The organism is Streptomyces sp. NPDC006197 (assembly GCF_040613865.1).
Taxonomy (GTDB): Bacteria; Actinomycetota; Actinomycetes; order Streptomycetales; family Streptomycetaceae; genus Streptomyces.
Genome location: NZ_JBEXSZ010000075.1, coordinates 15151 through 38961 on the forward strand (window position 1 = coordinate 15151; position 23811 = coordinate 38961).

18 protein-coding genes are annotated in these 23811 nt (G+C 73.7%); 12 read left to right on the top strand and 6 right to left on the bottom strand.

The genetic code is table 11. From position 1 onward, the window contains the following. The first annotated feature begins 84 nt into the window (after window positions 1–84). A complete protein-coding gene (locus tag ABZ318_RS22915; protein ID WP_356904339.1) occupies window positions 85–1347 on the top strand; it encodes a PspC domain-containing protein in 1263 nt (420 codons plus the stop codon). Continuing rightward, entirely contained in the window at window positions 1344–2060 is a 717-nt protein-coding gene (locus ABZ318_RS22920; RefSeq protein WP_093874478.1) for a response regulator transcription factor, read from the top strand. Before ABZ318_RS22915 ends, ABZ318_RS22920 begins: the two co-directional genes overlap by 4 nt. A gap of 8 nt (window positions 2061–2068) precedes the next feature. Here the strand turns inward: ABZ318_RS22920 and ABZ318_RS22925 are convergent, their stop codons facing one another. Beyond that, entirely contained in the window at window positions 2069–3184 is a 1116-nt protein-coding gene (locus ABZ318_RS22925) for an NlpC/P60 family protein (protein ID WP_356904340.1), read from the bottom strand. A 344-nt stretch (window positions 3185–3528) separates the two neighbouring features. Here ABZ318_RS22925 and ABZ318_RS22930 point away from each other — a divergent pair, with 344 nt between their 5' ends. After that, a complete protein-coding gene (locus ABZ318_RS22930) occupies window positions 3529–3882 on the top strand; it encodes a hypothetical protein (protein WP_030687665.1) in 354 nt (117 codons plus the stop codon). Window positions 3883–3973: 91 nt separating this feature from the next. Further along, window positions 3974–6421: a DNA helicase PcrA gene (pcrA, locus tag ABZ318_RS22935; protein ID WP_356904341.1), complete on the top strand. Its 2448-nt coding sequence runs from the start codon at window positions 3974–3976 to the stop codon at window positions 6419–6421. Window positions 6422–6499: 78 nt separating this feature from the next. Here pcrA and ABZ318_RS22940 read toward each other — a convergent pair whose 3' ends face one another. After that, window positions 6500–8074 (bottom strand): M23 family metallopeptidase, encoded by a 1575-nt coding sequence (locus ABZ318_RS22940; protein ID WP_356904342.1) that lies wholly within the window; start codon window positions 8072–8074, stop codon window positions 6500–6502. Between the two features lie 222 nt (window positions 8075–8296). Continuing rightward, the gene (locus ABZ318_RS22945; protein ID WP_356904343.1) at window positions 8297–9088 is read right to left on the bottom strand and encodes an alpha/beta fold hydrolase; all 792 of its coding nucleotides are present in this window, start codon (window positions 9086–9088) and stop codon (window positions 8297–8299) included. Between the two features lie 298 nt (window positions 9089–9386). Between ABZ318_RS22945 and ABZ318_RS22950 the strand changes: the two genes are divergently transcribed. Continuing rightward, window positions 9387–9794 carry a cobalamin B12-binding domain-containing protein gene (locus ABZ318_RS22950; RefSeq protein ID WP_030687656.1) on the top strand — a complete coding sequence of 136 codons (408 nt, stop codon included), beginning with the start codon at window positions 9387–9389 and terminating at the stop codon, window positions 9792–9794. A gap of 96 nt (window positions 9795–9890) precedes the next feature. Here the strand turns inward: ABZ318_RS22950 and ABZ318_RS22955 are convergent, their stop codons facing one another. Both ABZ318_RS22955 and ABZ318_RS22960 read right to left on the bottom strand, forming a co-directional pair. After that, a complete protein-coding gene (locus tag ABZ318_RS22955) occupies window positions 9891–11708 on the bottom strand; it encodes a DUF5691 domain-containing protein (protein ID WP_356904344.1) in 1818 nt (605 codons plus the stop codon). A gap of 38 nt (window positions 11709–11746) precedes the next feature. Next, window positions 11747–13093, bottom strand: coding sequence for an SWIM zinc finger family protein (locus ABZ318_RS22960; RefSeq protein WP_356904345.1), 1347 nt, complete (start codon window positions 13091–13093; stop codon window positions 11747–11749). A gap of 147 nt (window positions 13094–13240) precedes the next feature. Between ABZ318_RS22960 and ABZ318_RS22965 the strand changes: the two genes are divergently transcribed. The 6 genes from ABZ318_RS22965 (at window position 13241) to sucD (ending at window position 21189) form a co-directional block, all read left to right on the top strand. Continuing rightward, on the top strand, window positions 13241–13654 hold the full coding sequence (locus ABZ318_RS22965; protein WP_356904346.1) for a hypothetical protein: 414 nt from the start codon (window positions 13241–13243) through the stop codon (window positions 13652–13654). 164 nt (window positions 13655–13818) lie between these two features. Further along, window positions 13819–14976 carry an AAA family ATPase gene (locus ABZ318_RS22970; protein ID WP_356904347.1) on the top strand — a complete coding sequence of 386 codons (1158 nt, stop codon included), beginning with the start codon at window positions 13819–13821 and terminating at the stop codon, window positions 14974–14976. Further along, a complete protein-coding gene (locus tag ABZ318_RS22975) occupies window positions 14973–17321 on the top strand; it encodes a DUF5682 family protein (protein ID WP_356904348.1) in 2349 nt (782 codons plus the stop codon). The genes ABZ318_RS22970 and ABZ318_RS22975 overlap by 4 nt, the downstream gene beginning before the upstream one ends. After that, window positions 17318–18709, top strand: a complete 1392-nt coding sequence (locus tag ABZ318_RS22980; protein WP_356904349.1) for a VWA domain-containing protein — start codon at window positions 17318–17320, stop codon at window positions 18707–18709. Before ABZ318_RS22975 ends, ABZ318_RS22980 begins: the two co-directional genes overlap by 4 nt. Window positions 18710–19104: 395 nt before the next feature. Then, window positions 19105–20283, top strand: coding sequence for an ADP-forming succinate--CoA ligase subunit beta (gene sucC, locus ABZ318_RS22985; protein WP_356904350.1), 1179 nt, complete (start codon window positions 19105–19107; stop codon window positions 20281–20283). A gap of 21 nt (window positions 20284–20304) precedes the next feature. Continuing rightward, a complete protein-coding gene (sucD, locus tag ABZ318_RS22990) occupies window positions 20305–21189 on the top strand; it encodes a succinate--CoA ligase subunit alpha (protein WP_086823933.1) in 885 nt (294 codons plus the stop codon). A gap of 134 nt (window positions 21190–21323) precedes the next feature. On the opposite strand, the gene ABZ318_RS22995 is transcribed toward sucD, so the two are convergent. Beyond that, a complete protein-coding gene (locus ABZ318_RS22995; RefSeq protein ID WP_356904351.1) occupies window positions 21324–22760 on the bottom strand; it encodes a sigma factor-like helix-turn-helix DNA-binding protein in 1437 nt (478 codons plus the stop codon). 119 nt (window positions 22761–22879) lie between these two features. Between ABZ318_RS22995 and ABZ318_RS23000 the strand changes: the two genes are divergently transcribed. Further along, window positions 22880–23811, top strand: a 932-nt coding sequence (locus tag ABZ318_RS23000; protein ID WP_356904352.1) for a DUF6350 family protein, incomplete at its 3' end; no start/stop codon positions are given.

Consider the following 23811-nt stretch of genomic DNA (forward strand, 5'->3'; position numbering starts at 1 on the left):
GCCTTCGCCCCCGAGTCCGTACCAGGGACGATCTCAGGGCCGACCCTGATGTCCGGGGCGGGCCGAACGTGTGACGATCGGTGCATGTCCGCAACCGCTCGTGTCACCGAGATCGACGAACCGCCCGTGCGCAGGCTCTACAGGAGCGCCGACGGGCGGTGGCTCGGCGGTGTCGCACGCGGTCTCGCGGGCCACCTCGGTCTGCCGGTCGTCTGGGTGCGCGCGCTCTTCGTGGTGCTGTCGTTCTCGAACGGCCTGGGCATCGTGCTCTACGCGGTCTTCTGGATCGTCGTCCCGCTGGGCGTCGGCGGAAGGTCCGCCCCGCGCTCCCTCTTCGAGACCACCTCGGACGGGCGCCGCAGGCTGCGCAAGCCCGACCGGGGCCAGGTCGTCGCCCTGATCGCGCTCGGCATCGGCCTCGCGGCCCTCGTCGGGAACGTCAGCGTCGACAACGAGACCGGACGCTACATATGGCCGCTGATCCTCATCGCCGTCGGCGTCGTCCTCGTCTGGAGACAGGCGGACAACGCCCGCCGGGCCAGCTGGACCGATCCAGGGCGCCGCAAGCGCGCGTTCCAGCTCGTCCGCGGTCTCGTCGGCGTCGGTCTCGTCGGCACCGGTCTCGCGGTCTTCCTGGTGGTCCGCGGCTCCGTCGCCCAGTTCGGCACGGCCATCACCGCCGCCGTCGCCGTCCTCACCGGCATAGCGCTCCTCGCCGGCCCCTGGCTGGTCCGCATGTCGCAGGACCTCAACGACGAGCGGACCATGCGCATCCGCGCCCAGGAGCGCGCCGAGGTCGCGGCCCACGTCCACGACTCCGTGCTGCACACCCTGACCCTGATCCAGCGCAACGCCGACGACCCCGGCGAGGTGCGCCGCCTCGCCCGCGCGCAGGAGCGCGAGCTGCGGAACTGGCTCTACAAGCCCGAGGGCACCGGGAGGGACGAGGAGCCCGAGACCCTCGCGGAGGCGGTGAAGAGAGCGGCGGCCGAGGTCGAGGACAAGCACGGCGTCCCGCTGGAGGTGGTCGTCGTCGGAGACTGCCCGCTCGACGAGAAGCTGGCCGCGCAGATGCAGGCCGCGCGCGAGGCGATGGTCAACGCCGCCAAGTACGGTGGCGAGGGCGGGGCCGTGCAGGTGTACGCCGAGGTGGAGGGCCGTACGGTCTTCGTCTCGGTGCGGGACCGGGGACCGGGCTTCGACCCGGATGCGGTGCCCGAGGACCGGATGGGCGTACGAGAATCGATCATCGGCCGTATGCAGCGCAACGGCGGTACAGCCCGGCTGCGGTCACCGCAGGGCGGGGGCACCGAAGTGGAGCTCGAGATGGAGAGGGCGGACGGATGAGCGACGAGACCGGAGCGACGACCGGAACCGATGCGGAGGCGCCGGGCACGGAGCGCCGGGTGCGGGTGGTGCTCGTCGACGACCACCGGATGTTCCGCACCGGGGTCCAGGCCGAGATCGGCCGGACCGAGGTCACCGGCGTGGAGGTGGTCGGCGAGGCCGCCGACGTCGACCAGGCGGTCACGGTCATCACCGCGACCCGCCCCGAGGTCGTCCTCCTCGACGTGCACCTGCCGGGCGGCGGCGGGGTCGAGGTGCTGCGGCGCTGCGCGAGCCTGATGGGCGCGCCCGAGGACCCGGTCCGTTTCCTGGCCCTGTCGGTCTCGGACGCGGCCGAGGACGTCATCGGGGTGATCCGGGGTGGTGCCCGCGGTTATGTCACCAAGACGATCACCGGGACCGACCTGGTCGACTCGATCTTCCGCGTCCAGGAGGGTGATGCCGTCTTCTCGCCGCGCCTCGCCGGCTTCGTCCTGGACGCCTTCGCCTCGACGGACGCGCCTCCGGTGGACGAGGACCTGGACCGGCTCACCCAGCGGGAGCGCGAGGTGCTGCGGCTGATCGCCCGGGGATACGCGTACAAGGAGATCGCCAAGCAGCTCTACATCTCGGTGAAGACGGTCGAGTCGCACGTCTCGGCGGTGCTGCGGAAGCTCCAGCTCTCCAACCGCCACGAGCTGACCCGTTGGGCCACCGCCCGCCGTCTGGTCTGAGGGGGGTCTCAGCCGACCCGGGTGGCCCCGGCGAAGGGCATCTCGTCGATGGGGGCGATGCGCACCGGGGCGCCCGGCCGGGGTGCGTGGATCATCTGGCCGCCGCCGATGTAGAGCCCGACGTGGCTGATCCCGGAGTAGAAGAAGACCAGGTCACCGGGGGCGAGCTGGGAGCGGGAGACGCGACGGCCGGCGTTGATCTGGGTGTACGTCGTGCGGGGCAGGGAGACGCCGGCCGCGCGCCAGGCCGCCTGGGTGAGGCCGGAGCAGTCGTAGGCGGAGGGGCCCGTCGCTCCCCACACGTACGGCTTGCCGAGCTGGGCGCGGGCGAAGGAGACGGCCTCGGCGGCCCGTCCGTCCGGGGCGGTCACCGGTTCGCGCTCGCCGCCCGAGGAGCGGTCGGCCCGTACCGTCGGGGAGGCGTCGGCCGTGCCCGTACCGCTGGGGCCGTCGGTCCGCGTCGAGGCGCCGGAGCCGTCCCGGGCCGCGGCGGCCGCCTCGTACCGTGCGCGTTCCTCCTCGGTCAGCCGGGCGAGCAGCGCCCTGGCCTCGGCCAGCTTGCCGACCACGGCCGCCTTCTGCCGCCGCAGCTCCGCCTCGTGCCCGCGCAGTGCGGTCAGTCTTCCCGCCGACTCGCCGCGCAGCTGCCGGATCGCGGTGAGCTCGCGGCGTACGGCCGTGACGGCGGCCGCCTGCCGGTCCCCGGCCTTCTCGGCGAGCGCGGCCCGCTCCAGGTACTGGTCGGGGTCGGAGGTGAGGGCGAGCTGGACCGCGGGGTCGAGCCCTCCGGAGCGGTACTGGGCGGCGGCCATGGCCCCGAGCGCGTCCCGGGCGGTGTTGAGGCGTTCGGTCCTGCGGGCAGCCTCGTCGCGCAGCCGGTCGAAGGCGGTGCGCGCCTCGTCGGCCTTCTCCTTCGCCCCGTTGTACCGCTCCGTCGCGACCTCGGCCTCCTCGTAGAGCCGGTCGACCTTCGCCTTGACCTGGGCGGTGGTGGGCCGGGGGTCCGCGTGGCCGGACCCTTCGAAGAGCGTCGCCGTCGCCGCGGAGGCGAGGGCGAGGGTGGCGGCCGTGCGGACCGCCGAGGTGCCGAGCGGGGACTGTTTGGACTTCCGGTGCGCTGCCACGAGGGCGGGTCACATCCTCTTCCCTGAGGGGGCCGGTGGCCGCCGGGCCGGCGGCGGGCCGCACAGGGGAGACGGACCGCCGCCGGGTTTTCTCGGCGGGGGTGACCGACGCCGCCGGAACACCGGCGGTGGTGGGGAGCCGGTCACCTGGTGGAGGACGCTAAACCTGGGGTCACGGCCGGACGGGGAGTTGACCGCTATTGATGACAGTTGACGTGTCGGGGACCGATTCCTTTCGCGCGGAGTGAGGGGACGGGGTCATTCCGGCGGCCGTCCGACCGAAGCGGCGGGGGGAGTGGACCCGGCCCGAGAGCAGTGCTAGGGCCCCGGTTAGGCTCCGCTCCATGGACGTACTCATCAATGTCTTCGTCGCCCTGCACATCATCGGTATCGCCTCCCTCCTCGGCGGCTTCCTCACCCAGATGAAGGCGATGGGCGCGGGTACGGCCCGTTTCAGCCCCGCGATGCTGCACGGCGCGCTGACCATGCTGATCACGGGCGTCGCGCTCGTCGGCCTCAACCAGGCCGACGACCACACCGTGAACAACCTCAAGATCGGCATCAAGCTGGCGATCCTCGTCGTGATCCTCGGCCTCGTCTACGTCAAGCGGGACGAGGAGAAGGTCGACAAGGGCCTCTTCGCCGCCGTCGGTGGCCTGACCACGGCGAACATCTTCATCGCGACCCTCTGGGTGTGAGCCGCCGGGGCCGTCGGGTGTGAGCCCTTCCACAGCCTCCGTCCCGAAGGCGGACCCGGATGTCGGCGGGGCGTCCTAGACTCGTGAGGCGATGAGCAGCCTCTTTGACGACAGCTTCCTGGCCGGCCTCCAGAACCACTCGGAGGAGCCGCCGCCCCACCCCGAGGACGACGAGCACGGCTCCCCGGCCGGTGAGGAGGTCCCGCACGACCTCTTCGGGGAGCATTTCGACGCGCCTCCGCCCGCCCGGGAGACGCACTACCGCGACGGCCACCCCCGGCCCGTCGTGGACCCCGCCGCGCTCCTGGAGGGGCTGAACGAGCAGCAGCGCGCCGCCGTCGTCCACACGGGCACCCCGCTGCTCATCGTCGCCGGCGCCGGCTCGGGCAAGACCCGGGTGCTCACCCACCGCATCGCCCACCTCCTGGGCACCCGGCACGTCCACCCCGGTCAGATACTGGCGATCACCTTCACGAACAAGGCCGCCGGCGAGATGAAGGAGCGCGTCGAGCAGCTCGTCGGACCGCGGGCCAACGCGATGTGGGTCATGACCTTCCACAGCGCCTGCGTCCGCATCCTGCGCCGCGAGTCGAAGAAGCTCGGCTTCACCTCCTCCTTCTCGATCTACGACGCCGCCGACTCCAAGCGGCTGATGGCGCTGGTCTGCCGGGACCTGGACCTCGATCCGAAGAAGTTCCCGCCGAAGTCGTTCAGCGCCAAGATCTCGAACCTGAAGAACGAGCTGATCGACGAGGAGACCTTCGCCGACCAGGCCGCCGACGGCTTCGAGAAGACGCTCGCCGAGGCGTACCGGATGTACCAGGCGCGGCTGCGCGAGGCCAACGCCCTGGACTTCGACGACATCATCATGACGACGGTCCACCTGCTCCAGGCGTTCCCCGACGTCGCCGAGCACTACCGGCGCCGCTTCCGCCACGTGCTCGTCGACGAGTACCAGGACACCAACCACGCCCAGTACACGCTGGTGCGCGAGCTCGTCGGCACCGGCTACGAGGACCTCGGCCCGGCCGAGCTGTGCGTCGTCGGCGACGCCGACCAGTCGATCTACGCCTTCCGCGGCGCGACCATCCGCAACATCCTCCAGTTCGAGGAGGACTACCCGGACGCGACGACGATCCTCCTGGAGCAGAACTACCGCTCCACCCAGACGATCCTCTCCGCCGCCAACGCCGTCATCGAGCGCAACGAGTCCCGCCGCCCCAAGAACCTGTGGACGAACGCGGGCGCGGGAGCGCAGATCACCGGTTACGTCGCCGACACCGAGCACGACGAGGCCCAGTTCGTCGCCGACGAGATCGACCGGCTCACCGACGCGGGCGAGGCCAGGGCCGGGGACGTCGCCGTCTTCTACCGGACCAACGCCCAGTCCCGTGTCTTCGAAGAGATCTTCATCCGCGTCGGCCTGCCCTACAAGGTCGTCGGCGGCGTGCGCTTCTACGAGCGCAAGGAGGTCCGGGACGTCCTCGCGTACCTGCGGGTCCTCGCCAACCCCGAGGACAACGTCCCGCTGCGCCGCATCCTCAACGTCCCCAAGCGCGGCATCGGCGAGCGCGCAGAGGCGATGATCGATGCCCTGTCCCTGCGCGAGAAGATCACCTTCCCGCAGGCCCTCAAGCGGGTGGACGAGGCGTACGGCATGGCCGCCCGCTCGGCGAACGCCGTGAAGCGGTTCAACGCGCTCATGGACGAACTGCGCACCGTCGTCGAGTCCGGCGCCGGCCCCGCCGTCGTCCTGGAGGCCGTCCTGGAGCGGACGGGCTACCTCGCCGAGCTCCAGGCCTCGACCGACCCGCAGGACGAGACCCGCATCGAGAACCTCCAGGAACTCGCCGCCGTCGCCCTCGAGTTCGAGCAGGAGCGCGGCGAGGAGCCCGCGACCCTCGCCGAGTTCCTGGAGCAGGTCGCCCTCGTCGCCGACTCCGACCAGATCCCCGACGAGGACGAGGAGGGCCGGGGCGTCATCACCCTGATGACCCTGCACACCGCCAAGGGCCTGGAGTTCCCGGTGGTGTTCCTCACCGGCATGGAGGACGGCGTCTTCCCGCACATGCGCGCCCTCGGGCAGGCGAAGGAGCTGGAGGAGGAGCGGCGCCTGGCGTACGTGGGCATCACGCGCGCGCGTGAGCGGCTCTACCTCACCCGCTCGTCGATGCGCAGCGCCTGGGGCCAGCCCTCGTACAACCCGGCCTCGCGTTTCCTGGAGGAGATCCCGCCCGCGTACCTGGAGTGGAAGCGGACCGGTCCGATGGCCAAGCCCGCCGGGCCGACCTCGGGGATCACCTCCTCGCTCTCGTCCTCCCGTTCGCGCTCCGGCCCCTCCGGCTTCGCCACCCGGCGCGCCGGCGAGAAGCCGGTCATTTCCCTCCAGGTCGGCGACCGGGTCACGCACGACCAGTTCGGGCTCGGCACGGTCATGGCGGTGCAGGGCGCCGGCGGGGACGCCCAGGCGACGATCGACTTCGGCGACGACAAGCCGAAGCGGCTGCTCCTGCGGTACGCGCCGGTCGAGAAGCTGTAGCGAGGCGGTACGGGAAGGGCCCCGGCGTCATCCGCCGGGGCCCTTCCTGTGGCCACTTCTCGTACGGGGAAGGCCCAGTCAGCTGAGCGGGTTGAGGCCGTGCCTCAGCAGCCAGGGCAGCGGGTCGATCGCGGAGCCGCCGCCGGGCCGGACCTCGAAGTGGAGGTGCGGGCCGGTGGAGTTGCCGGAGTTGCCCGAGTAGGCGATGACGTCGCCGGCCTTGACGTAACCCGAGCGGATCTTGGTGCTGCTGAGGTGGCAGTACCAGGTCTCGGTGCCGTCGGGGGAGGTCACGATCGCCATGTTGCCGTAGGCGCTGTTCCACTGCGTGCGGACGGTGCCGTCGGTGGCGGCCATGACGGGGGTGCCGTACTGCACGGGGAAGTCGATGCCCGTGTGCAGCGACATCCAGTTGACGCCCGACTGGCCGAAGCGCGCGCTGAGCTGGTGGAGCTTCACCGGCAGCAGGTACTTGGGGCGCAGCGCCTCCTTGCGGGCCGCTTCCTCCTCGCGCTTCTTCTTCTCGGCCGCCTGGCGGGCGCGGAGGTCGATGCGCTCCTGGGTGCGGCTGGCGCGGTCGCCGAAGTCGCGGGCGTCGGCGCTGAGCGCGGCGAGCTGGGTGTCGAGCGCGCTGTTGGCGGCGACCTGCTTGACCGAGGCCGGGTCGGCGGCGGCCAGCGAGGTCGTGTCGTCCTTCTGTCCGCCGGCCGTGTCGGGGCTGGTGAGGCCGCCGACGGAGGCGGCGGCGATGCCGGCGACTCCCATGACGCAGGCGGAGGGGACGGCGACGGTCAGCAGCGCGGACCGTTTGGCGGGGGTGCGGCGACGGGCGCGGCTGCCGCCGGAGGAGCGGCGCACGGAGCGGCCGGCGAGGGGCGACTCCGTACGGAGCTCGACGGCCGGTCCGACGGTCGGCTCGTCCTGGTCGTAGGCGTCGTCGTCGACGTCCTCGCCGTCGAGGGCCTCCGGAGCTCCGGCGTCGGCCGGGTCATAGGTCTCGTCGGCCTCGTAAGCGGGGTAGGTCTCGTCGGCCTCGTCCGAGGCCGGTCCCTGGTGCCCTTCGTGTCCCTGGTGTCCCTCGTGTTGCGCGGGGACGTACTCGAAGGCGAACTCGGGCGTGTGCTCGGCCTGCGGGGTGTACTGGTGGGGTACGACCGGCTCGGGCTCCGGGGTCGCGTGGTTCCACGCGGTCGCGTCGAAGGCGCCGGTCTCGGTCGCGAAGGCGGGGGCGGCCCACTGGCCGGTGGCGTCGTAGGCCTCGTAGCCGTACGTGCCCTGGGCGGCGTACGCGCCGGCGTGGGCGGTCTCGTACTGGCCGGTGTGCTGGGCCTCGGTCCAGGCGGAGGCATCCCACTGCCCGGTGGTGTCGTACTGCGACGCGGCGGTCTCGTAGGAGCTGGCGGTTTCGTAGGAGCCGGCGGTGCTCCACTGGCCCGTGGTGTCCCACTGGCCGGTCGTGTCGTACTGCCCGGTGGTGTCGTACTGCCCCGTCGTCGCGTACGTGTCGGTGGCCGCGTACTGGCCGAGGTCCCACTGGCCGCTGTGGTCGGCCTGATCGCCGGGATAGGAGCCGAAGAGCGGGTCGATGGCGAAGCTGCCGGTGGTGTGGGCGCCGTCGCCGGCGTACCCGGCGTGGGGGTGCTGGTCGTTCACCAACGTCTCTCTCGCCTCGGCAGCAGGAGCAGTCCGGGGCGGGCCCGTGAGGGGTGTCCCGGGGGTAAGCAGTGGCGCGACTGTACCCGGCGGTACGCGCGGCGGACAATCTTCCGAGGGGTTTGGGCCCGCAGGAAACGGGCAATCGACCGCGTTTTGCCAGGTCGGGTGGAGAGCTTTGGCCTTGTGTTCGATGAACGTTCGAAAAACGGTGTCGTGGGGTCAGGCGACGGAGGTGGCGCCGGGCTCCTCCTCCCGCGTCCCGACGGCCACCGGACCGCCCGCGTCGAGGGCCTCCCGGACCCCGGCGGCCACCGTCGGATGCACGGGCAGCGCGAGATGGCCGATGCCGCTCACCCGCACGTTGTGCACGAGCAGGTCGGGATGGTCGAGACGGGCGGTCTCCACCGGAACCATCACCTGGTCCAGATCGCTCCAGAAGCTCACGAACCGGGTCCGGCAGCCCGGCGCGGGCCCGGCGAGCTCCCGCAGGACCTCCGAACCGGGCCGCATCTGCCGCACCAGCGGATGCGCGTCGGCGAGCGGGGCCACCGTGGTGCCCGCGTGCGGGGTGCCGAGCATGACCAGGGTGTGCACCCGGGAGTCGCCGCCCAGTCGCTGCACGTAATAACGGGCGATCAGCCCGCCGAGACTGTGCCCGACGATGTCGACCTCGGCGTGTCCGGTGCGGGCGCGAACCTCGTCCACCCGGCGGCCCAGCAGCTCGGCGGCGGCCCGCAGGTCGCAGGTGAGCGGGGAGTAGTTGAGCGACTCGACGCAGTCACGGCCGTGCCGGAGGAGGGAACGGCGGAGCATGACGAAGACCGACCGGTTGTCGACGAAGCCGTGCAGGAGGATCACCGGCCGGCTGCCCGGGGCGATCGTCGTGGGCGGCGGGGCGGGGGAGAGCCGCTCGGCGACCATCCCGGAGGGGTAGAGGACGAGATGGCCGGTGAGGATCGCGACTTCCAGCGCGGTGGCCTTCATGAGGGCGGTGACCTTGGCGAGCTCCATGTCCGGCCTCCCGAACGGCACGCGGGGCCGAACGGTACGCCGGTCCGCCGTGTGCCGCGCCGCCCGGACGGCGGCACGAGACGCGGTGACCTCGTCACGGCTCCCTTCGCGACCGGCCCCGCTCGCGACTGATGGGCCCAGGAGGAGGGCCCGAAGCGGGGACGACGCAGAGCGAACATGTCCCATGTGTGATTTCCCCCTCGGACGCCGTCGCGAAACAGCTCCGGTGCGGGATGCTGGGGATAACGTTCGTTCACCTCCCCGGCAGTCAAGCGCGGGGTCGCATGTGGAGGCAGTGATGGGTGTGAGCGGTCCGATCCGTGTGGTCGTCGCCAAACCGGGTCTCGACGGCCACGATCGCGGAGCCAAGGTGATCGCGAGGGCGCTGCGCGACGCGGGCATGGAGGTCATCTACACCGGGCTCCACCAGACCCCCGAGCAGATCGTCGACACCGCGATCCAGGAGGACGCCGACGCGATCGGCCTCTCGATCCTCTCCGGAGCGCACAACACGCTGTTCGTGAAGGTCCTGGAGCTCCTCAAGGACCGTGACGCGGAGGACATCAAGGTCTTCGGCGGCGGCATCATCCCCGACGCGGACATCCCGCCGCTCAAGGAGAAGGGCGTGGCGGAGATCTTCACGCCGGGCGCGACGACCGCGTCCATCGTCGAGTGGGTGAACGCGAACGTCCGCGTCGCCGCGTAGTCCGCTGCGCGGTGCACATGAGCCTCGGCCGACGGGGCCCTCCCCGCCCGGGAGGGCCCTGTCGACGTCCGGGGGCGTGCCGACCGGGCCGACACCTCAGGAGTCGGGCGCCGGCGCGGGGCCGGGCGTCGGTACGGAGTCGGGTGCCGGTACGGAGTCGGGCGGTGGTGCGGAGTCGGGCGCCGGTGCGCGACCGAGCGGTATTACGGAATCGGGTGCCGGCGTGGGGCCGAGCGGTGGTGCGGAGGCGCCCGGCGGGGGTGGCGGCGTGAGTTCGGCGTGCATCGCGGCGCGGAGGCGGAGGGTGGAGACCAGGCGCTGGAAGGCCTCCGACCAGTAGCCGCCCGCACCGGGGGAACTGTCCTCCGCCTCGTCCGGACGGGCCGTCAGGGACTCCAGCCGGCGCGCCGCCTCCGGGGCGAGGCAGCGCTCCGCCAGGCCCATCACCCCGCTGAAGCTCCACGGGTAGCTACCCGCCTCGCGCGCGATGTCGAGCGCGTCGATCACCGCGACGCCGAGCGGCTCCGCCCACGGGACGGCACAGACGCCGAGCAGCTGGAACGCCTCCGACAGCCCGTGGGCCGCGATGAACGAGGCGACCCAGCGCGCCCGTTCCTCCACGGGGAGCGTCGACAGGAGCTGGGCGCGCTCGCCCAGGGACGAGGTGCCGGGGCCCGTGGCGGGCGGGACGGAGGGTGATCCGAGCAGCGCGCGCGACCATGCCGGGTCGCGCTGGCGCACGGCGGCCCGGCACCAGGCCGCGTGCAGTTCGCCCTGCCAGTCGTCGGCGACCGGCAGCGCCACGATCTCCTCCGGGCCGCGTCCCCCGAACCTGGCCGGCCAGGAGGGCAGCGGCGTCGCCTCGACGAGCTGACCCAGCCACCAGGAACGCTCGCCCCGACCCGCCGGAGGCGTCGCTACCAGGCCGTCCCGCCGCATCGCCGCGTCGCACTCGTGCGGGGCCTCGACGGCGATCGTCGGCATCGGGGCCGTCCGGTCCAGGCCGACGCAGGTGGCGGCCCGGGCCGCCATCCGGCCCGCGAGGGCGGAGGCCGGCAGGGCGGAGAGCAACTCGGCGGCGGTGGCCCGGACGTTGCGGCTGCGGTCGTCGAGGGCCTCCTCCAGGAACTCCTCGTCGGCGTCGGAGAGCCCGGCCCACAGCGAGTCCAGGAACATCAGCCGGTCCTCCGCCCGCTCGGTGGACCAGGTCGAGGCGAGCAGCGCGAGACCGGCGGCCGGGTCCTCGGCCCGTACGGCGGAGAGCAGGGCGACCCGCTCGGCGAACAGGCCCTCGTCCCACAGCGCGCGGACCCCCTCGGCGTCCTCCGGGGACGGGAGGCGGCCGCCCGCGCCCCGGCCCCGGAGGGCGAACCTCCACTCGGGGTTGAGCCGGGCCAGCCACAGGCCGCGCGGACCCGCCAGGCGCAGCGCCTGGGGACGCAGATCGGTGCGGGCCCTGGCCGCGTCGAGCAGCGCGGGCAGGGCGGCGGGCGGCGCCTTGTAGCCGTGCCGGTCGGCGAGGGCCAGCCACTGGGGGAGCAGCTCGGCCAGGTCGGGGGCGGCCCCGCGCCGCCCGGCGGGCGAGGGCGCGGTCCGGCCGGCGAGCAGCTGTTCGAGGCGGAGCCGGGCGGCCTCGGGCAGCGGCGCACGCGGATCCTCCGGCGCGGGCTCCGGCAAGGGCGCGGCGGGGCCGGGCCGCAACCCCGCCCTGCGTCGTACGGTGTGCAGCGCGGCCGCGTCGAGCAGCGCGCCCGGCAGGCCCCGGGCCGCGGCGGAGCCCGCGGGCGCGGCGGGAGGCCGCCGGTCCGTCCCCAGCATCGCCGAGCTGACGAGCTCCTCCCAGGACGGGGTGGCCGTCTCGTCCTCGGTCGTTCCCGCCGTCGGCGCGGCGGGGGTGGTCGCGGTCGTGTCCATCGGACTCCTCCGGTGGGTCGGTGCGCGGTGGCCGGGCGTCATATGAGGGGGACCGTCTCGCCCGGGGCCTCCGGCGACCAGGCGGCGAGCGGGGTGAACCCCCGGTGCCCGACCTCCCCGAAGACGGTCACCGGGGCGCCGCCGGACAGGGCGACCAGGCGCCAGAGACCGGGCCGCGACTGGGCGGCGGGCGTCAGGGGCAGTGCCTCGCGGCCGTCGGCGTCGGCGAGCTGCCAGCCGTACTCCGCGGGCGCCGGCACGACCTGGCTCAACGTCACGGGCCAGGAGTCCAGCCACGGGTCCTCGCGGAGCGCGCGGCCGTACGCGTCGAGCGCCGCGCCGACCGGTCCGCCCGCCGGCGGGGCGACGGGGCCCGCGACCGGGACGAACCGCTCGCCCGGCTCCGCCCGCACCTGACCCGAGCCGGTGTGCGGTGTCAACTCGCCGTCCAGCAGCGCGCCCACGGGAAGCGCGAGCTGTGGCGACCGGCCCGCCGCGCCGAAGGAGAGCAGGAGCGCGGTGCGTCCGGACGCCGTGCCGTGCAGCCAGATCCGACGGGTCGTCAGCCGGGCGTCGGCCGCGTCGTACTGCGCGAGGACCAGCCAGTGGTCGCGCACCGGGACGCCGTCGGCCGGGGCGGTGAGGCCCACCCGGGTCCGTACCGTCGTCGCGAACGGGGCGGGCAGCCGGTCCGCCGCCAGCCACGCCCGGCCGAGGAGGTGCGTCAGCACGCACTCCTCAAGGAGCCGCACCGGCCAGCCCGGCCCCGAGCCCGGTATCGCCCCCAGCTCCCGGACCCGCCCGGCGAGCCCCGGCGCCTGGGCGTCGACCATGCGGGCTGCCGTCTCCTCCCACAGCCCGTACCCCGCCTGCCCGGCCGCCGCCAGACCGCCGCGCAGCAGGTCGGCGAGGCGCTGCTCCAACTCCTGCGCGCCCGAGGTGATCCGGGCCGCCCTGCGCTCGGCCCGGCGGCGCGCCGCCTCCGGATCCGCCGTCGCTCCCGGGGCTCCGTCCCCGGCCCGGAGGTCCGCGCTCGCGGCCCGGTCGCGCCGCGCGGTGAGCCACTGCGCGGCCCAGTCGGGCGCGGGGCACCCCTCGGCGGCGATCCCGTCCGCCGCCCGGAGCAGCAGCAGGCCCAGCGCGTGCTTGCAGGGGGACTTACGGCTGGGGCAACCGCAGGAGTACGCGGGCCCCGTGGTGTCGACGACCGTCCGGTACGGCGTGCTTCCACCGCCCTTGCACAGGCCCCAGACGGCGCCGTCGCCGCAGCCCGTCTCCGACCAGGGCCCGGCCGTGCCGAGCTTGCTCCCCGCTTTGCGCGACGCTTCGTCAGGAGCCAGTGCAAGCACCTGTTCCGCCGTCCAGCGCACCCCCATGGCATTCATGTCGTCGACGGTAGAGGCCGCCACTGACAACGCTTCCGGCCTGGCGGTTCCGGGAGGGGGACGAGGGTGCGGTGATTTGACTTTACTCTCCCTTTACGATTCTCTGCGGCGACCGACGAACCGCACCACGCCGTCCAGGGGGACCCCATGAAGCGCACCGTCCGCACCGCCGTCTCGGCCCTCGCCGTCGCCGGCCTCGCCCTCGGCCTCGGGGCCTGTTCCGAGGCCGCCGAGAAGGCCGTCGACCAGGTCGACAAGTCCGTGAACGAGACCTACGAGGTCACGTACGAGGTCAGCGGCAAGAACATCGAGTCGATCGACTACCACGCCGGCGGCGGCACCGCGATGGAGCCGAAGCTCGAGTCCGAGAAGAAGCCCGCCACGCCGTGGAAGAAGACGGTGACGCTGAAGGGCATCATGCCGCCGGCCGTCATGCCGGTCTCGCTCGACCCCGCCGACCTCACCTGCAAGGTCATCCACAACGGCAAGGTCATCAAGGAGGCCAAGGACCAGGAGGCGATGGCAGGAGGCTGCGTCGCCGTCTCCCCGATCGTCGGCTGACCCTCTCTCACCTCCCGATCGACGACTGTCTCTCCTCGCCTCCCAGTCGCCGACTGACCTCTCCTCACCTCTCCAACCGGCCCTGACCAGCGGCGACATCCGATTGTCAGTGGCATGGTGCACGGTGGATCGCACAGCAGGTCGAACGATCTGGAGGGGGATCCATGCCCGTGCCCGAAACCATCGCGAAGCCCGGTTCCGGTGTCGAGACGGACACCGGACCGGGACGGCAGCAGACCGCCACCGAGGCCCTGAGGCCGCACGCCGAGCACGCCTTCGCCCACGAACTCGCGGCCCTCGCCGCCGCCGACGACCGGCCCCGGCCCGCCCGCTGGCGCCTCTCCCCGTGGGCCGTCGCCACCTACCTCCTCGGCGGCACGCTCCCCGACGGCACCGTCATCACGCCCAAGTACGTCGGACCGCGCCGCATCGTGGAAGTCGCCGTCACCACGCTCGCCACCGACCGGGCGCTGCTCCTCCTCGGCGTCCCCGGCACCGCCAAGACCTGGGTCTCCGAGCACCTCGCCGCCGCCGTCAGCGGCGACTCCACCCTCCTCGTCCAGGGCACCGCCGGCACGCCCGAGGAGGCCATCCGGTACGGCTGGAACTACGCGCGGCTCCTCGCCCACGGCCCCAGCGAGGACGCCCTCGTCCCCGGCCCCGTGATGCGCGCGATGTCCCAGGGCATGACCGCCCGGGTCGAGGAGCTCACCCGCATCCCCGCCGACGTGCAGGACACGCTCATCACGATCCTGTCCGAGAAGACCCTGCCCGTCCCCGAGCTCGGCCAGGAGGTGCAGGCAGTCTCCGGCTTCAACCTGATTGCCACCGCCAACGACCGCGACCGCGGCGTCAACGAGCTCTCCAGCGCCCTGCGCCGTCGCTTCAACACCGTCGTGCTGCCGCTGCCCGCGACTCCTGAGGCCGAGGTCGACATCGTCGCCCGCCGGGTCGAGCAGCTCGGCCGCTCCCTCGAACTGCCCGTCCTGCCCGACGGCGTGGACGAGATCCGACGGGTCGTCACCGTCTTCCGCGAGCTGCGGGACGGGGTCACCACCGACGGCCGGACGAAGGTCAAGTCCCCCTCGGGGACGCTCTCCACGGCCGAGGCGATCTCCGTCGTCACCGGCGGACTCGCCCTCGCCGCCCACTTCGGCGACGGCGTCCTGCGCCCCGGCGACATCGCCGCCGGCATCCTCGGCGCGGTCGTCCGCGACCCGGCGGCCGACCGGGTCGTCTGGCAGGAGTACCTGGAAACGGTCGTGAGGGAGAGAGACGGCTGGAAAGACTTCTACCGCGCCTGCCGCGAGGTGAGCGCATGACCACCACGGCCACGGCCCCCCACACCTCCCGCCCACCGGACCCGCTCCCCGCCCCGGGCAGCGAGCCCCGTCCGGGCGGGGGCGGCGGGCGGCGCGGGGAGCCCCTGTTGCTCGGGGTGCGTCATCACGGGCCCGGGTCCGCGCGTGGGGTACGGGCGGCGCTGGAGGCGGCGGGGCCCGCCGCGGTGCTCGTCGAGGGGCCCGCCGAGGCCGACGCCCTCGTGGCCCTCGCCGCGGACCCGGACATGCGGCCGCCTGTCGCGTTGCTCGCCCACGCCGTGGACGACCCCGGGCGGGCCGCGTTCTGGCCGATGGCCGAGTTCTCGCCCGAGTGGGTCGCGATCCGCTGGGCCCTCGACCACGGCGCCGCCGTCCGCTTCGTCGACCTGCCCGCCGCCCACACCCTCGCCGCCGCCGACCCCACCTGGAGGGACGAGGAGGAGGCCACGGGCAGCGGCCCGCGGATCGACCCGATCGCCGAACTCGCCGGGGCCGCCGGGTACGAGGACGCCGAGCGCTGGTGGGAGGACGTCGTCGAACTGCGCGGGGACGGCGATCCCACCGCCCCCTTCGAGGTCCTCGCCGAGGCCATGGGCGCCCTCCGCGAGACGTACGGGCACGGCGGCCACCCCCGCGACCTGGTCCGCGAGGCGCACATGCGGCTCAAGCTGCGCGCCGCCCGCAAGGAGTTCGGGGACTCCGTCGCCGTCGTCTGCGGCGCCTGGCACGTGCCCGCCCTCACCCGCAGGACCACCGTCGCCGCCGACAAGGCCCTCCTCAAGGGCCTGCCCCGGGCGAAGGCCGAGCTGACCTGGGTCCCCTGGACCCACCGCAGACTCGCCCGCCGCTCCGGCTACGGCGCCGGGATCGACGCGCCCGGCTGGTACGGACACCTCTTCGCCGCCCCCGACCGGCCCGTGGAGCGCTGGATGACGAAGGTCGCCGGGCTCCTCAGGGCCGAGGACCACCCCGTCTCCTCCGCCCACGTCATCGAGGCCGTCCGGCTCGCCGAGACGCTCGCCGTCCTGCGCGGCCGCCCGCGCCCCGGCCTCGACGAGACGACCGACGCCGTCCGCGCCGTCCTCTGCGAGGGCTCCGACGTGCCGCTCGACCTCGTCCGCGACCGCCTCGTCGTCGGCGACGTCCTCGGCGAGGTACCGGCCGGCGCCCCCGCCGTACCCCTCCAGCGCGATCTGGACCGCCGCCGGCGCACCCTGCGCCTCAAGCCCGAGGCCCAGGAGCGCGAGCTGGGGCTCGACCTCCGCAAGGAGACGGACGGCGAGCGCAGCCGGCTGCTGCACCGGCTGCGCCTCCTCGGCGTCCACTGGGGCGAGCCGGCCGCCGGGCGGGCCGGCACCGGCACCTTCCGGGAGACCTGGCGGCTGCGCTGGGAGCCCGAGCTGCACGTCCAGGTCGCCGAGGCCGGCGTCTGGGGCACCACCGTCGAGGCCGCCGCCACCGCCAGGGCCGAGTCCCGCGCCCTCGCCGCGACCGCCCTCGGCGACATCACCGCCCTCGCCGAGCAGTGCCTCCTCGCCGGGCTCACGGACGCGCTGCCGGTCGTCATGCGGGCGCTCGCCGACCGGGCCGCGCTCGACACCGACGTCGCCCACCTGGCGCAGGCCCTCCCGGCCCTGGCCCGCGCCCTGCGCTACGGCGACGTCCGCGGCACCGGCACGGCGGCCCTCGGCGAGGTCGCCGCCGGGATCGCCGAGCGGATCTGCGTCGGACTGCCGCCCGCCTGCGCCGGACTCGACACGGACGCCGCCGCGCAGATGCGGGACCGGCTCGACGCCGTCCACACGGCGATCGGCCTCCTCCCGGACCGCCCCGACCTCGTCGACCGGTGGGCCGGGGTGCTGCGCCGGCTCGCCGACCGCGACCGGACACCGGGCGTCCTGCGGGGGCGGGCCGCCCGGCTGCTGCTCGACGAGGGCCGGATCGCCGACGGCGAGGCTGCCCTGCTCATGAGCCGCGCCCTCTCGCCAGGCACCCCGCCGGCCGACGCCGCCGCCTGGATCGACGGCTTCGTCGGCGGGGCCTCCGGCGGCGGACTGCTTCTCGTCCACGACGAGCGGCTCCTCGGACTGGTCGACGCCTGGCTGACGTCCGTCCCGGCCGAGGCGTTCACCGACGTCCTGCCGCTGCTGCGGCGCACCTTCTCCGGTTACGAGCGGGGCGTGCGCCGCACCCTCGGGGAGCTGGTCGCGCGGGGACCCCGGTCCGGCGGGCCGGGGCCCTCCGCGCCCGGCGTGCCCGGCTTCGCCCCGGACCCCGACCCCGAGCGGGCGGACGCCGTGCTGCCGCTCCTCCACCTCATCCTCGGAACGGAGGCCCTCACATGACCGGCACCGGCACCACGACCGGCACCGGCACCGGCACCACGACCGGCACCGGCACCGTCACCACGATCGGCACCGGCACCGGCTCCGGCGCCATGACCGGCACCGGCTCCGGCGCCATGACCGGCACCGGCTCCGGCGCCGCGACCGGCATCACAACTGGCACCGGCACCAGCACCAGCACCGCGACCAGCCCCGGCACCGCGACCAGCACCGGCGCCGCGGCCACCCGTGGCGGCACGCTCGCCGACGACGAGCGGCTGCGGCGCTGGCGGCTGGTCCTGGGCGGTGGGGAGGCCGACGGCACCGGTCGGGCGCTCACCGGCACCGACGCCGCCATGGACGGGGCCCTCACCGCGCTCTACGACCGCCCGGGCGAGAGCGGCCCCCGCACCGGACGGGACCGCTCGGCGGGGCTCGGCGCGTCCGCGCCCTCCGTCGCCCGCTGGCTCGGCGACATCCGCACGTACTTCCCGAGCTCCGTCGTCCAGGTCATGCAGCGCGACGCCATCGACCGGCTCGGGCTCGCCGCCCTCCTCCTGGAGCCGGAGATGCTGGAGGCCGTCGAGGCCGACGTGCACCTCGTCGGCACCCTCCTCTCCCTCGGCAGGGCGATGCCCGAGACGACCCGGGAGACCGCCCGGGCCGTCGTCCGCAAGGTCGTCGACGACCTGGAGAGGCGCCTCGCCGCCCGCACCCGCGCCACCCTCACCGGCGCGCTCGACCGCTCCGCCCGGATCAGCCGCCCCCGCCACAGGGACATCGACTGGGACCGCACGATCCGCGCCAACCTCAAGCACTACCTGCCCGAGCAGCGCACGGTCGTCCCCGAGCGGCTCGTCGGCCACGGGCGCGCCTCCCGCGGGGTCAGGAAGGAGATCGTGCTCTGCGTCGACCAGTCGGGCTCCATGGCCGCCTCCGTCGTCCACGCCGCCGTCTTCGGCGCGGTGCTCGCCTCGATGCGGTCGCTCGCGACCCGCCTCGTCGTCTTCGACACCTCCGTCGTCGACCTGACCGAGCAGCTCGACGACCCGGTCGACGTCCTCTTCGGCACCCGTCTCGGCGGCGGCACCGACATCAACCGCGCCCTCGCCTACTGCCAGTCGAGGATCACCCGCCCCGCCGACACCGTCGTCGTCCTCGTCAGCGACCTCTACGAGGGAGGCATCCGGGACGAGATGCTGAAGCGGGTCGCGGCCATGAAGGCCTCCGGCGTCCAGTTCGTCGCGCTGCTCGCGCTCTCCGACGAGGGCGCCCCCGCCTACGACCGGGACCACGCGGCCGCGCTCGCCGCGCTCGGCGCCCCGGCCTTCGCCTGCACCCCCGACCTGTTCCCGGAGATCATGGCGGCCGCCCTGGAGAAGCGCCCGCTGCCGATACCCGAGGGCTGAGGGCTGCGGAATCCGTCGCCGCGGGACCACCCACACGGGCGCGCCCGACCCCACTGAGGTCCATATCACACTCGTGGCGGAACGACCCTCACCCTGGCCCCCGGCGCGTCGTGAGGGCCCGGAAGGCCGGTTCCCGCCTGCCACGAGGGGGCTCCGGGCCCACTCGGCCGCCCCTACGGACAGCCCCCCGACCCGTACGGTCTGTGACCCGTATCACCGCTCTGGTGTGACCTGCGATTTAGGGACCCACGGCCCACGGGGATAACCTGCGAGACGGACATGCCGCGTCCACGGACTCCGTGAACGCCTCCCTTGTGACAGCGCAGTCACGTTGCCCTCCGCGGCACGCCCACGCAGACAACGAACCGCGATCATCAGAAAAGGGACGGACGCGCGTGGACCTGTTCGAGTACCAGGCGAGGGACCTCTTCGCCAAGCACGGTGTACCGGTGCTGGCCGGTGAAGTCATCGACACGCCTGAGGCGGCGCGCGAGGCCACCGAGCGTCTTGGCGGCAAGTCGGTCGTCAAGGCGCAGGTGAAGGTCGGCGGCCGCGGCAAGGCCGGCGGCGTCAAGCTGGCCGCCACCCCGGACGAGGCCGTCGCCCGCGCGACGGACATCCTCGGGATGGACATCAAGGGCCACACGGTCCACAAGGTGATGATCGCGGAGACCGCTCCGGAGATCGTCGAGGAGTACTACGTCTCGTACCTCCTCGACCGCACCAACCGCACCTTCCTCGCCATGGCGTCCGTCGCCGGTGGCATGGACATCGAGGAGGTCGCCGCGACGACCCCCGAGAAGCTCGCGAAGGTGCCGGTCGACTCCAACAAGGGCGTCGACATCGAGAAGGCCCGCGAGATCGTCGCCCAGGCGAAGTTCCCGGCCGAGGTCGCCGAGAAGGTCGCCGAGGTCCTCGTGACCCTGTGGAAGACCTTCGTCGCCGAGGACGCGCTCCTCGTCGAGGTCAACCCGCTGGCGAAGGTCGCCAACGGCGACGTCATCGCCCTCGACGGCAAGGTGTCCCTGGACGCCAACGCCGACTTCCGTCAGCCGGAGCACGAGGCGCTCGAGGACAAGGCCGCAGCCAACCCGCTCGAGGCTGCCGCCAAGGCCAAGGGCCTCAACTACGTCAAGCTCGACGGCCAGGTCGGCATCATCGGCAACGGCGCGGGCCTGGTCATGTCGACGCTGGACGTCGTCGCGTACGCCGGTGAGAACCACGGCGGCGTGAAGCCGGCCAACTTCCTCGACATCGGCGGCGGCGCCTCCGCCGAGGTCATGGCGAACGGCCTGGAGATCATCCTCGGCGACCCGGACGTCAAGTCCGTGTTCGTCAACGTCTTCGGTGGCATCACCGCCTGTGACGAGGTCGCCAACGGCATCGTGCAGGCCCTGGAGCTCCTCGCCTCGAAGGGCGAAGAGGTCACCAAGCCGCTGGTCGTCCGTCTCGACGGCAACAACGCGGAGCTGGGTCGCAAGATCCTGTCGGACGCCAACCACCCGCTCGTGCAGCGCGTGGACACCATGGACGGCGCGGCCGACAAGGCCGCCGAGCTCGCGGCTGCGAAGTAAGGGACAGGGGAAACCACAGCCATGGCTATCTTCCTCAACAAGGACAGCAAGGTCATCGTCCAGGGCATGACCGGTGCCACGGGCATGAAGCACACCAAGCTCATGCTCGGTGACGGCACCAACATCGTCGGCGGCGTGAACCCGCGCAAGGCCGGCACCAAGGTCGACTTCGACGGCACCGAGGTCCCGGTCTTCGGCACCGTCGCCGAGGCCATGAAGGAGACCGGCGCCAACGTCTCGGTCCTCTTCGTGCCGCCGGCCTTCGCGAAGGCCGCCGTCGTCGAGGCGATCGACGCCGAGATCCCGCTCGCCGTCGTCATCACCGAGGGCATCGCCGTCCACGACTCGGCCGCGTTCTACGCGTACGCCGTCGAGAAGGGCAACAAGACCCGCCTCATCGGCCCGAACTGCCCCGGTCTCATCACCCCGGGCCAGTCCAACGCCGGCATCATCCCGGGCGACATCACGAAGCCGGGCCGCATCGGCCTGGTCTCGAAGTCCGGCACGCTGACGTACCAGATGATGTACGAGCTCCGTGACCTCGGCTTCTCCTCCGCCGTCGGCATCGGTGGCGACCCGGTCATCGGCACCACGCACATCGACGCCCTCGCGGCGTTCGAGGCGGACCCCGACACCGACCTGATCGTCATGATCGGCGAGATCGGCGGCGACGCCGAGGAGCGCGCGGCCGACTTCATCAAGGCCAACGTCACCAAGCCGGTCGTCGGCTACGTCGCGGGCTTCACCGCCCCCGAGGGCAAGACCATGGGCCACGCCGGCGCCATCGTCTCCGGCTCCTCCGGCACCGCCCAGGCGAAGAAGGAGGCCCTCGAGGCCGCCGGTGTCAAGGTCGGCAAGACGCCGACCGAGACCGCCAAGCTGGCGCGCGCCATCCTCGCGGGCTGAACAGGCTGAAACGCACAGCGGCCTGACAGGCAGCACGCGAGTGGGCCCCGCCCCTCCCGGGAGACCGGGAAGGGCGGGGCCCGCTTCATGTCCGGCGGCCACGGCCTGCCCGACCCTGATCCGCCGGACAGGCCCTAGCCGATTGCCGGGACCAGCCGCTCCGGGCCCGGGTTGGGCTCGGCGCGCAGCTTGTCGCGGAGCTCCAGGTCCTCGGGGCTGAGCTTCTGCGGGCCGCCGCGCACGGGCACGCCGTTGACGGCCTCGCCGGGGGCGTTCACCGGGATGTAGCGGGTCGGCGCGGTCGCCACCGTGAAGCCGGTCACCGCGATGAGGACCGCCGTCACCCCGAGCACCGCCCGCGTCCAGCTCCGGGTCCGGCGCTCGCTGCCCGCCCGGACGGCGCGGGCGGGCGGCAGCGTCGCCGTCGGCGCCTCCGCGACCAGCGCGCTCAGACACCGGTGCAGGGCCTCCGGCTCGGCGAGCTCGGGGACTCGCTCGCCGAGGACCGTCCGGGCGTGCAGCAGCCGGTTGGCGGCGGCGGGCGTGCTCGCCTCCGTCTCGGCCGCCGTCTCCGGCAGGTCCAGGCCGAGCCCGTCGTAGAGCAGGACGGTCCGGCGGTACGGCGGCGGCAGTTCGAGCAGCGCGCCGAGCAGCGCCCGGCGGTCCGCCTCGGTCGGCGGGGCGTCGGGATGCCGGTGGGCGCGCCGGAACCGGTGCCAGGGGGAGAGGGCGTACTCGTACGCCGTCGCCCGCACCCAGCCCACCGGGTCCGCGTCCACGGCGACCTCGGGCCAGTGCTGCCAGGCGTGCTGGAAGGCGCACTCGACGGCCTCCCGGGAGAGCCCGCGGCGCCCGGTGAGCAGATACGTCTGGTGGACGAGGCCGGGCGCGGCGTACGCGTACAGCGCGTCGAAGGCCTCCTCGGGGGTGAGGGCCGGCGGCCCCGCGGGGGCGGCCGGTTCCGCGAGGGCGGCCGGTTCCGTGGGGGCGGCCGGTTCCGCGGGGGCCTCCGCCGCCGATTTCAGCCGCTCCTGCGGCTTCGCGGGGCCCTTGCGGGCGGGGCCCGGTGAGATGGCCGGGGCCGGGGACGGGGCCCGCGGCGGCTTGGCGGCCCGCTTGACGGCGGCCCTGGGCCGCACGCTGCCCGAAGCCTGCGGCTGCTGAGAGTACGTCTGTGCCTGTCCCTGTCCCTGTCCCTGTGGCTGCGACCAGGCCGGTTGCGCGTGGGCCCGGGACGGCTGGGCCTGAGCCTGCGATCGGGCCGCGCGGGCCTCGCCCGAAGCCTCCACCCGGGCCGACCGCGCCTGGGGCTCTGCCTGTACCCGGGGCTCGGCCTCAGGGCGTACGAGATCCGTGGGCCCGGGTGTGGCGAGCAGCTTCGCGTACGCCTCGCGCTTGCGGCCCCGGGGCGCCGAGCGCCCGGTCTCCCATGACCTCACCGTGGCCTTCGTGACGCCCATGGCCTCGGCGACCTGCTCCTCGCTCAGAGCGAGGGCCTCACGCAACCTGCGCCGCTCCTTCGGGGTCGGCAGGGGGGCGGAGGATGCGGAATCCGCGGTGCTCCGGCTCATCGGTGTCGACCTCCCGCAGAGCTTCTCTGGGCGGAAAAGTACATAAACGTATCTTGAGCGACACAACGGATGTTTGCCTGTTACGCGGTGAAAGCGCGTGTCGTTGGCAGCATGGCCCCGTGACCCATGTGACCGAGCACCCCCTGGTCCAGGGCGGCCGTTCCGCCGCGCTCGCCACCGCCTGCGTCCGGGGCGGGGTCGCCGCCGGACTCGGCCTCGGCGCCCTCGCGGTCCTGGTGATCGCGGCCTGGATCAGCTCCCCGTACCCCGACAGCGGCCCCGTCGGCGCACTGCACGTCGCCGCCGGCATCTGGTTGCTCGCCCACGGCGTGGACCTGGTCCGCACGGACACCCTGTCCGGGCTGCCCGCCCCCCTCGGCATCGCCCCGCTGCTGCTCGCCGCGCTGCCCGTCTGGCTCGTGCACCGGACCGCCCGCGACACCCTCGACCCGGGGGACGACGGGGCCCGGACGCGCCCCTCGCCGGGCGGCGCCGTCGCCGCCGTGGCCGGGGGGTATCTGCTGGTGGCAGCCGCCGTCGTGGTCTACAGCGAGAGCGGCCCGCTGCCCGCCGACCTCGTCACGGCCGGACTCTGGCTGCCCGCCGTCGTCACCGGCGCGGCGGGCGCGGGCGTCTGGACGGCGCTCGGCCGCCCGCTGCCGGGGCAGCGGCAGGCCGCCGCCGCCCTGCGCGCCGCCGGGCTCGGGACGTTGACGCTGCTCGGCGGCGGCGCGGTGGCCGCGGCCGTCTCGCTCGCCTGGCACGCGGGCCGGGCGCAGGCCTCGTTCGAAGGCCTCGCGGGGGAGTGGTCCGGTCGGGTGACGGTCCTGCTGCTGGTCCTGGCGCTGCTGCCGAACGCGGCCGTCTGGGGAGCCGCGTACGGCCTCGGGCCCGGCTTCGCCCTCGGCACGGGAACGCTCGCGACCCCGCTGGGCCTCGTCGGCGATCCGGCCGTGCCGCCCTTCCCGCTCCTGGCGGCGCTGCCCGCCGAGGGCGAGAGGAGGCGCATGGCGATCTCGTTGCGGCCCATTTCGAGGGAGAAGATGACGCT